Origin of the sequence: Sphingomonas sp., assembly GCF_048594985.1 — a bacterium.
Lineage (GTDB): Bacteria > Pseudomonadota > Alphaproteobacteria > Sphingomonadales > Sphingomonadaceae > Sphingomonas_I.
This window is the reverse complement of record NZ_JBMDXG010000035.1, coordinates 1-8,640: the sequence shown is the minus strand read 5'-3', so window position 1 is coordinate 8,640 and position 8,640 is coordinate 1. Positions and strand designations below refer to the sequence as shown.

9 protein-coding genes are annotated in these 8,640 nt (G+C 68.4%); 2 read left to right on the top strand and 7 right to left on the bottom strand.

What is annotated here, in order from left to right; genetic code table 11:
* From ACOJSF_RS01345 to ACOJSF_RS01320, 6 genes are all read right to left on the bottom strand, one after another.
* Positions 1–658: SulP family inorganic anion transporter (locus ACOJSF_RS01345; protein WP_420140444.1), on the bottom strand; the 658-nt coding region annotated here is incomplete at its 3' end.
* A 12-nt stretch (positions 659–670) separates the two neighbouring features.
* Positions 671–1,366 (bottom strand): carbonic anhydrase, encoded by a 696-nt coding sequence (locus ACOJSF_RS01340; protein WP_420140443.1) that lies wholly within the window; start codon positions 1,364–1,366, stop codon positions 671–673.
* Between the two features lie 73 nt (positions 1,367–1,439).
* A complete protein-coding gene (locus ACOJSF_RS01335; RefSeq protein WP_420140442.1) occupies positions 1,440–2,762 on the bottom strand; it encodes an ATP-binding protein in 1,323 nt (440 codons plus the stop codon).
* A complete protein-coding gene (locus ACOJSF_RS01330) occupies positions 2,759–3,466 on the bottom strand; it encodes a response regulator transcription factor (protein ID WP_420140441.1) in 708 nt (235 codons plus the stop codon). The genes ACOJSF_RS01335 and ACOJSF_RS01330 overlap by 4 nt, the downstream gene beginning before the upstream one ends.
* Before the next feature lie 183 nt (positions 3,467–3,649).
* Positions 3,650–4,708 carry a glycosyltransferase family 4 protein gene (locus ACOJSF_RS01325; RefSeq protein WP_420140440.1) on the bottom strand — a complete coding sequence of 353 codons (1,059 nt, stop codon included), beginning with the start codon at positions 4,706–4,708 and terminating at the stop codon, positions 3,650–3,652.
* Complete coding sequence (locus tag ACOJSF_RS01320) at positions 4,705–5,565, bottom strand: UDP-2,3-diacylglucosamine diphosphatase (protein ID WP_420140445.1); 861 nt, start codon at positions 5,563–5,565, stop codon at positions 4,705–4,707. The genes ACOJSF_RS01325 and ACOJSF_RS01320 overlap by 4 nt, the downstream gene beginning before the upstream one ends.
* Before the next feature lie 242 nt (positions 5,566–5,807).
* On the opposite strand from ACOJSF_RS01320, the gene ACOJSF_RS01315 reads away from it, so the two are divergent.
* Both ACOJSF_RS01315 and ACOJSF_RS01310 read left to right on the top strand, forming a co-directional pair.
* Complete coding sequence (locus ACOJSF_RS01315; protein ID WP_420140439.1) at positions 5,808–6,455, top strand: class I SAM-dependent methyltransferase; 648 nt, start codon at positions 5,808–5,810, stop codon at positions 6,453–6,455.
* A gap of 11 nt (positions 6,456–6,466) precedes the next feature.
* Positions 6,467–7,105, top strand: coding sequence for a hypothetical protein (locus tag ACOJSF_RS01310; RefSeq protein ID WP_420140438.1), 639 nt, complete (start codon positions 6,467–6,469; stop codon positions 7,103–7,105).
* A 7-nt stretch (positions 7,106–7,112) separates the two neighbouring features.
* Here the strand turns inward: ACOJSF_RS01310 and ACOJSF_RS01305 are convergent.
* Positions 7,113–8,640 (bottom strand): aminotransferase class III-fold pyridoxal phosphate-dependent enzyme (locus tag ACOJSF_RS01305; RefSeq protein ID WP_420140437.1); only part of this gene is annotated, 1,528 nt, incomplete at its 5' end.

The window sequence follows — 8,640 nt, the reverse complement described above, 5'->3', positions numbered from 1 at the left end:
CGACGACCTTGGCAACGTCGAGCCCGGCGATCACCGTCACCAGCGTCGCGGCGAGCACGCCGACCAGCGCGCCGGGCACGAGCTTGAGCGAGGCGGGGCGGACCTTCTCCCACACCAGCATCGCCGCGATCGTCAGCAGGCCGAGCGCGAAGGCCAGTTCGGTCGCCTGGACGTTGCCGACATCGAGGCCGAGCAGCCGGGCCGGCATGGCGGCGAGGTTTTCCGGGCCGCTCGACAACGGCTTGGCATCGAACAGGACGTGGAACTGGCCGATCACGATCAGCGCGCCGATGCCGGCGAGCATCCCGTGGACCACCGCCGGCGAGATTGCGCGGAACCAGCCGCCGAGCCGGAAGAGCCCCGCGCCGATCTGGATCAGACCGGCCAGGACGAGGATGGGGCCGAGCGCGAGGATGCCGTGTTCGCGCACAAGCTCGAACACGATCACCGCCAGGCCGGCGGCGGGGCCGCTCACCTGAAGCGGTGAGCCCGCGAGCAGGCCGACGACGATGCCGCCGATGATACCGGTGATGAGCCCCTTTTCGGGGGGCACGCCCGATGCGACCGCGATGCCCATGCACAAGGGCATCGCCACCAGGAAAACCACGATCGACGCGGTGAAATCACGCGTCAGAGACTTGGTGTCGATGCCCGGCATGGACCCGGTTCCTTATTCGGCGGCTTGAAGGAAGGACACGTCCGACGCGAGGCGCTGCGCCGCCGGAACGGCGACCGGCAGTTCCTGGTCGGCGCGCAGCGGCATGAAGCGGCCCGTCTGCCCGTCGAGGCCCAGCACCTGACCGGCGTGGATGTCGACGAACCAACCGTGGAGAGAGATCTCGCCCCGCGCCAGACCGGCGGCGACCGACGGATGCGTGCGGAGGTGCGCGATCTGCGCGACGACATTCTCCATCGACAGCGCGCGTACGCGCTCGCCGTCCTTCAGCCCCGGATAGCCCTGACGCACGACCTCGTCCGCCGCCTTCGAATGGCGCAGCCAGGCCGCGACGTTGGGCATCTTCTCCAGCGCTTCGGGCGTGGTCAGCCCCTTCATCGCGCCGCAATCCGAATGGCCGCAGACGATGATGTCCCGCACGCCGAGCGCCATCACGGCATATTCGACGGTCGACGACACGCCACCGTTCATCGTCGCGAACGGGGGCACGATGTTGCCGGCGTTGCGGCAGACGAACAGGTCGCCCGGCTGCGCCTGCATGATCTGTTCGGGCACGACGCGCGAATCGGCGCAGGAGATCATGAGCGCCTTGGGGCTCTGACCGTCCGTGGTCAGCTTCGCGAACAATTCGGCCTGGACAGGGAAAACCTGCTTTTCGAAGTCGAATACCCGACCGATGAGTTCATTCACGGCACATCTCCAGCTTATTGTGCCATGGAGATACAGCCGCCGCTTTGCTGCTACGCAGCGCGAACGTGACGAATTATGTCTGGCGGCGGCGGGGAAGCAGGATTTCCGCGCAGAGCCCGCCCTTGGAGCGGTTGTAAAGCCGGAGCGTGCCGCCTTCGTTGGCAACGGCGCGTGCGGCGATCGCAAGGCCAAGCCCCAGGCCCTTGGTGTTGCGCTGGCGCGCGCCATCGAGCCGGGCGAAAGGCTGAAGCACGCGATCAAGCTGATCCTCGGGAATGCCGGGGCCGTCATCCTCGATCCGGATGCGCATCTGCGCCTCGCTCGCATCCAGGCGGAGGCAGGCATTGGCGCCATAATGGAGCGCGTTTTCCAGCAGGTTGCCGAGGGTGCGGCGCAGGCCGAGCGGCCTGACCACCGCCTCGAGGTGATCGGGGCCGACATAGGTGGCGTCGAGCCCGCGGTCGACCGCATCGTCGACCAGGGTGGCGGCGAGCACGGCGACATCGATCGCCACCGGCGGCTCGGGATCGTCCTCGCCACCCAGGAAGGCGAGGAGCGAGCTGAGCAGCCCGTTCATCTCGGCGAGGTCTCCGTCGATCTGGCGGCGAAGCTCCTCGTCGCTCACGCCGTCGGTCCGGAGCTGGAGACGCGCGAGCGGGGTGCGCAGATCGTGCCCAACGGCGGCCAGCGCCTGCGTGCGATCGTCCATCAGACGGTGGATGCGGAGCTGCATCGCGTTGAATTCGCGGATCAGGCGGCGAATCTCGAACGTGCCCTCCTCGTCGATCAGCACCTCCTCGCCATGGCCGATCCGCTCGGTAGCCTCGGCCAGCCGCCGGATCGGCCGCAGCGTGCGGCGGATCAGCAGCCCGCCGATGACGAGCAGACCGATCGCCGGCACGAGCGCGAGCACGATCCGGCTGGCGGCGAGGTCCCAGTCCTGCGCCGGTTCGCGCATTCGGAAATAGAGACCGCTATTGTCGCTCAGGCGGAGCATGCCCGTGACGATCGAGCGGCGCCCGGGCGAGACGAGCGTGATCCGGATGTCGGACTTGGCGAGGCTCGGTTCCCAGCGGATGATCTGCGAGCGCATCTCGGTCAGGTCGATGCCGCGCCGGCCGGGATCGTCGAAGATCGGACGCCAGTGGATCTCGTAGCGGTCGGTCGTCAGTTCATGCGCGATGGCGGGGCGTTCGAGCCAGCCGCGCTCCTCCACCAATTTGCGCGCGATCACGAGATGTTCGGCCAGCCGGTTGGCCTCGTCCTCACGAACCGAGAAGTTGCTCGCGCGCTCGTAGAGGAGCGTGCTGATGCCGAATTCGATGACGACGGTGAGGAGCAGGATCACGAGGATCCGGCCCAGCAGGCCGCGAGGAGCCCGCGCCCGGTGCTTCAACTGTTGGTGACCTCGGCCTTGAACATGTAGCCGACGCCGCGCACCGTGATGATCGGTGCGGGCCGCCCCTCCAGCGATAGCTTCCGGCGCAGGCGGCTGACCAGCACGTCGACGCTGCGATCGGACGCGTCGCCGAGCCGGGTGCGCGACATTTCGATCAGCCGTTCGCGCGCGATGACGCGCTGCGGCTGGCTGAGGAAGCTGGCGAGCAGGTCGAATTCGGCGCCGGTCAGCTCGATCAGCGCGCCGGCGGGGGAGCGCAGCTCGCGCCGGGGGAAGTTGACCGTCCAGCCTTCGAACTGCGCCTCGGTATCGCGCGTGCCGAGGCTGCGGTCCATGCCCCCGCGCCGCAGCACCGCGCGGACGCGCGCGACCAGCTCGCGCGTGCCGAACGGCTTGGCGAGATAATCGTCCGCGCCCAGTTCCAGCCCCAGCACGCGATCGACCTCGCTGCCGCGCGCGCTGATGAAGATGATCGGAACCTCGCTCGTCTTGCGGATCTCGCGGCAGAGATCGAGCCCGCTGGTGCCGGGCAGCATGATGTCGAGCAGGATGAGGTCGGTCGGCCCGCTTTCCAGCGCGAGCCACATTTCGGGCGGGGTCGCGGCGGCCCGGACGCGAAAGCCGTTTTCCTGCAACGCGCGCGGGGCCAGCGTGCGCAGCGGCGGATCATCTTCGACAAGGACGATGGATGGGGAGGACATATCTACTTCAAGCCGTACCGTTACGGCGACCTAGGAACGCTTTGGCAAGCGGTCAACGGCGCGCCGGCCCGCAAGGTTTCGGGCGGAGGGATTAGCAATCGTTTGTCACTATCCCACAATGTCCTGCCACAAGCCACAAGCCGTAATGCACAGGCCAAGCGCGATCCACGCGGCGACGGGCCTTCAGGCGACGAGCGCGCGTCGATCGGGGACAGGGCAGAGTGCGTCGACGAACTGGTCGGTGCAGTGTGACCAGCTATAGCGCCGCCCTTCGGCCGCGCAGGCCGCCGGGTCCGCCGACAGCGCCTGACCGATCGCGCGCGACAGATCGGGATCGATCGCGCCGATCCGCCGGCCGGCCCGGTCACCGGGGCCCCGGCCGGCCGGGCCGATGATGTCGAGCGGTCCTGGCACGGGGAAGCCGGCGATGGGCACGCCGCTGGCCAGCGCCTCGATCATCACCAGCCCGAACGTGTCGGTGCGGCTGGGAAAGACCAGCACGTCGGCGGCGGCATAAGCGGCGGCGAGATCCGTGCCGTGCAGCGCGCCGAGGAAGATCGCGTCCGGGAATTGCTGTTCCAGGCGCGCGCGATCGGGGCCATCGCCGACCACCACCTTGGTGCCCGGCACCGTGCTGGTGAGGAACGCCGCGACGTTCTTCTCGACCGCCAGCCGCCCGACGTGGAGCTGGAGCGGGCGGGGAAGGCCGGCCAGCGCGGGCAGCGGCGCCGTGCCCGGCGCGAACAGCGTAAGGTCCACGCCGCGCGACCAGCGGCGCGTCTGCGGCAGGCCACGCGCGGCCAGCTCGTCGGCAAGGCTGTCGGTCGCGGCCATGATCGCGGCGGCCGGCGCGTGGAAGCGGCGGACGAGCGGCCAGAACAGATCGGCCGAAAGCCCGGTCCGCATCGCCAGATAATCCGGAAAGCGGGTGTGGAACGAGGTCGAGAAGGGGACGCCACGCGACAGACACCAGCGCCGCGCGGCCCATCCGAGCGGCCCTTCGGTCGCGATGTGGATCGCGTCCGCCCCGCCTGCGTCGAGCCGCCGCCGGACGGACGCGCCGCATCCGATCGCGAGGCGGATGTCGGGATAGGTCGGGCAGGGCAGGGTCGCGAACTGATCGGGCGTAATCGTCTCAAGCGCATGCCCGCGCCGTTCGAGCTCGGCGGCGGTGGCGCGCAGCGTGCGGGTGACGCCGTTGACCTGCGGCGCCCAGGCGTCGCTGACCAACGCGATCCTCATGGATGCACCAGTTCCAGCTGGGGCACGGGCGTGCGTTCCGCCGCGATGGCGGCCTCCAGCCGCTTCTTTTCGGCCCAGTCGATGATCTCGATCGTTCCGTCGGCCTGTTCGGCCAGCGCGGTGCAGCTTTCGACCCAGTCGCCATCGTTATAGTAGGTGATGTCGCCGAACTGGCGGATCTCGGCCGAGTGGATATGGCCGCAGACGACGCCGTCGACGTGCCGTTCGGCCGCCGCATGCGCCACCACTTCCTCGAACCTCGAGATGAATTGCACCGCGTTCTTCACCCGCTTCTTCATATGCGCGGCGAGCGACCAGTAAGGCAGACCGAACCGTCGCCGCACCCAGTTAACGAGCGAGTTCGATTTTAGCAGCAAGGCGTAGGCACTGTCGCCCAGAAAGGCGAGCCAGCGGGCATAGAGCACGACGCCGTCGAACTCGTCGCCGTGAAGGACGAGCAGCCGGCGCCCGTCGGCGGTTTCGTGGATCGCTTCGCGCACCACGGTGACGTCGCCGAAGGCGAGGCCCGAATAATCGCGCAGCAATTCGTCATGGTTGCCGGGCACGTAGACGACATGCGTGCCGTGCTTCGCCATCTTCAGGATGGTGCGCACCACGTCGTTGTGCGGCGCCGGCCAATACCACCCTTTGCGCAGGCGCCACGCGTCGATGATGTCGCCGACCAGATACAGCGTCTCGCATTCGACCGACTTCAGGAAGTCGAGCAACAGCTCCACGCTGCACCCCGGCGTGCCGAGATGCAGGTCCGAGATCCAGATCGTGCGATAGCGCGTCCGCTGACGGCTGCCGTGCCTCGGCTCGGGGTCCGGATCGGCGAGCCAATCTGGCAGCGCGATCGGGGTGGAAAAAGGCCGCTTCCGACCAGAAGGTGGTGTGCGAAGCGCCACGGGATGCGGGTCCGGTAGGGAAGCCAAGCTCTCGCTCCTCGCCGTTCAGCTTGGCGCGTCTTTACGGGGCGCGCGTGAAACCGCCGGGTCAGGCGGGTTTCATCTCGATGACGGTTTCGCGCGCGCTGTCACAAAAGCGGAACCGTCCCGTCGCGCCGGTGTCGCCTAACTGACCGATAGCCGTGCGCATCATGGGAGATGATCGCGTGCAGACGGTGATGCAGACGCAGAAAGTGGCGGCCGCCTACGACCGCTGGGCCCCGATTTACGATCTCGTTTTCGGGCCGGTTTTCCGCCGGGGGCGCAGCCTGGCGATCGATGCCGCCAACCGCATCGGCGGGCGCGTGCTGGAAGTCGGATGCGGCACCGGCATCTCGCTCCCCCAATATAGCGGACGCTGCCGGCTGTACGGGATCGATATTTCGGACGGCATTCTGGAAAAGGCGCGCGAGCGGGCGAAGACGCTCAACAATGTCGAGGCGATCGCGGTCATGGACGCCGAGAATTTGGCGTTCGAGGAGGGCGCGTTCGACGTGGTCGTCGCGCAATATGTCGTGACGGCGGTGCCCAATCCCGAACGCGCGCTCGACGAATTCGCGCGCACGGTGCGGCGCGGCGGCGAGATCGTGATCACGACGCGGATCGGCGCGGGCAAGGGCCTGCGCGGGCGGATCGAAAAGGCGCTGATGCCGATCACCAGCCGGCTCGGCTTCCGGACCGAATTTCCGATCGAACGCTACACCGACTGGGCCGCCGCCAACGGCACGGTCACGCTGATCGAGCGTAGCCCGCTGCCGCCGCTCGGCCATTTCGAACTGCTCCGCTTCGTCAAGAACTGAAGGGATCCGGCATGAGCGACACCACTCCGCTGGCGGGCGGCAAGATCGCCGCGTTCCGGGCGCAGCTTCACGAGCAGCGCTGGGACGACCATCGCTATTATCATCACAGCCTGGTCAACCAGAGCCTGCACTTCGTCAGCGCGACCAGCTTCCTCGTCGCCTACCTCCTGCTGTTCCACGATCCGGCGCTGGCGAGCCTGCTCGGCTGGCTGGTGGCGATGACCAGCCGGCAGGCGGGCCACTTCTTCTTCGAACCCAAGGGCTACGACACGGTCAATCAGGCCACGCACGCGCATAAGGAAGAGATCAAGGTGGGGTATAATCTGGCGCGCAAGGTGGTCTTCATGACCATCTGGGCGCTGTCGCCCCTGCTGCTGGTGGCGAGCCCGACGCTGTGGGGACTGTTCGCGCCCGATCCGGGGCCGATGGGCTTCATCCGCCACGTCGGCCTGATGTGGCTCGTGCTCGGGGCGGGCGGGCTGCTGTTCCGCGTGGTGCAGCTGTTCTTCATCCGCGACGTGTCGACCGGGCTCGTCTGGGGGGCTAAGATCCTGACCGATCCGTTCAACGACTTCCGCCTTTACTGCAAGGCGCCGGTGCGGCTGCTGAAGGGCGAGCGTGGCGAAGACATGGCGGCCGCGCATCGCTGAGAGGCGGTCAGCGGCCGAGGCGGCGCGCCAGCATCTCCTTCAGCACCGCGCGACGGATCGCTTTGTCGGTCGCGCCGGGCGCGGTCCACCACCAGCCGTCGGCCTGCATCGCCTGCGCGGCGGCGACGAAGCGATCGGCGATCGTGTCGAACGTGGCGTCGTCCAGATCGAGGCTGAAGATCAGCCGGCCCGTCCCGACCCAGCTCAGCGCCAGCCCCTCGGCCCGGAGGTAATATTGCAGCATCCAATTGTAGCGCGAAGGCGTGGTGTAGAGCACCGTCCAGATCGAGGAGAGATGGGCCACGCGGACGGGCAGCCCGTCCTGTTCGAGCCGGGCGTTGAGCCGCGTGGCGCGCGCATCCCAGCGCGGTCCGAGGTCGTCGTACAGCGCGGCGGTGGCGGGCGCGTCGAGCCGGCGGAGGAAGGCGTTCATCGCCGCCATCACATATGGATGCGCGTTGAACGTGCCGCGCGCGAAGCAGATGTCCGCGGGCCGGTCGGGCCGGAAGCGGCGCATCAACGCCGCGCGCCCCGCCACCACCCCGACCGGCAAGCCGCCACCAAGCGACTTGCCGTAGGTGACGAGGTCCGCCTGCACCCCGAACAGTTCGGCCGCGCCGCCGCGCGCGAGGCGGAAGCCCGTGAACACCTCGTCGAGGATGAACACGATTCCCCGGTCGCGGCAGACCTGCGCCAGCGCGTGCAACCACGCGCCGTAAGCCGGGAGATCCGCGCCTGCGCCCCGTCCGCTGTCGACCAGCATATTGTCCGCCGGCGCGCCGCCATTGGGATGCAGCGCCTGGAGCGGATTGACGATCACGCAGGCGATGTCGCGGCGGCGGCGGAGGGTCGCCAGCGTCCGTTCGGACATGTCCGCCAGCGTCAGCGTGCGATCGGCGGAGACGGGATTGCCGATCCCCGGCTGCACATCGCCCCACCAGCCATTGTAGGCGCCCGGGAAGCGGACGATGCGCGAGCGGCCGGTATGGTATTGCGCCAGCCGCACCGCCTGCATCACCGCCTCGGTGCCCGACATGTGGAACGACACTTCGTCCAGCCCGGTCAGCGCCTTCAGCCGCGCGACGTTGTCGGCCACGACCGGATGATAGGCGCCGAGCACGGGGCCGAGCGGCCGCGCCGTTTCCACCGCCTCGTCGATCAGCGCCTTGTAGGTGTCGTAGCCAAGCAGGTTGACGCCGTAGGACCCGGTCAGATCGAGGAACATGTTCCCGTCGAGATCGGTGACTGTCGGGCCGTCCGACCGTTCGAGGAAGGCGCCCACGCCGAGGCGTTCGCGCACGATACGGCCGAACTGGAACGGCACGCGGTACCGGCCGGTGAACTGGAGATCGGACAGGCCCTCACGCGTCTCTGCGGTCAGCGCCCGCGTCCTGGGAAAGCGGGCGTCGTACAGCGCCGCCAACCGATCGAACCCGCCGCGCCGCCGCGCCGCGACCGCCGCCGGCGCGCCGTCGGCCGCGAAGAAATGATCCGCGTCATAGTCGTAGGACGGGATCTGGCAGGCGACGCGCTTG

Bases quoted from the DNA above. Each gene is read 5' to 3' on its own strand.
- ACOJSF_RS01315 (WP_420140439.1), top strand. From the start codon at position 5,808: ATGGGAGATGATCGCGTGCAGACGGTGATGCAGACGCAGAAAGTGGCG.
- ACOJSF_RS01310 (WP_420140438.1), top strand. From the start codon at position 6,467: ATGAGCGACACCACTCCGCTGGCGGGCGGCAAGATCGCCGCGTTCCGG.
- ACOJSF_RS01330 (WP_420140441.1), bottom strand. From the start codon at position 3,466: ATGTCCTCCCCATCCATCGTCCTTGTCGAAGATGATCCGCCGCTGCGC.
- ACOJSF_RS01325 (WP_420140440.1), bottom strand. From the start codon at position 4,708: ATGAGGATCGCGTTGGTCAGCGACGCCTGGGCGCCGCAGGTCAACGGC.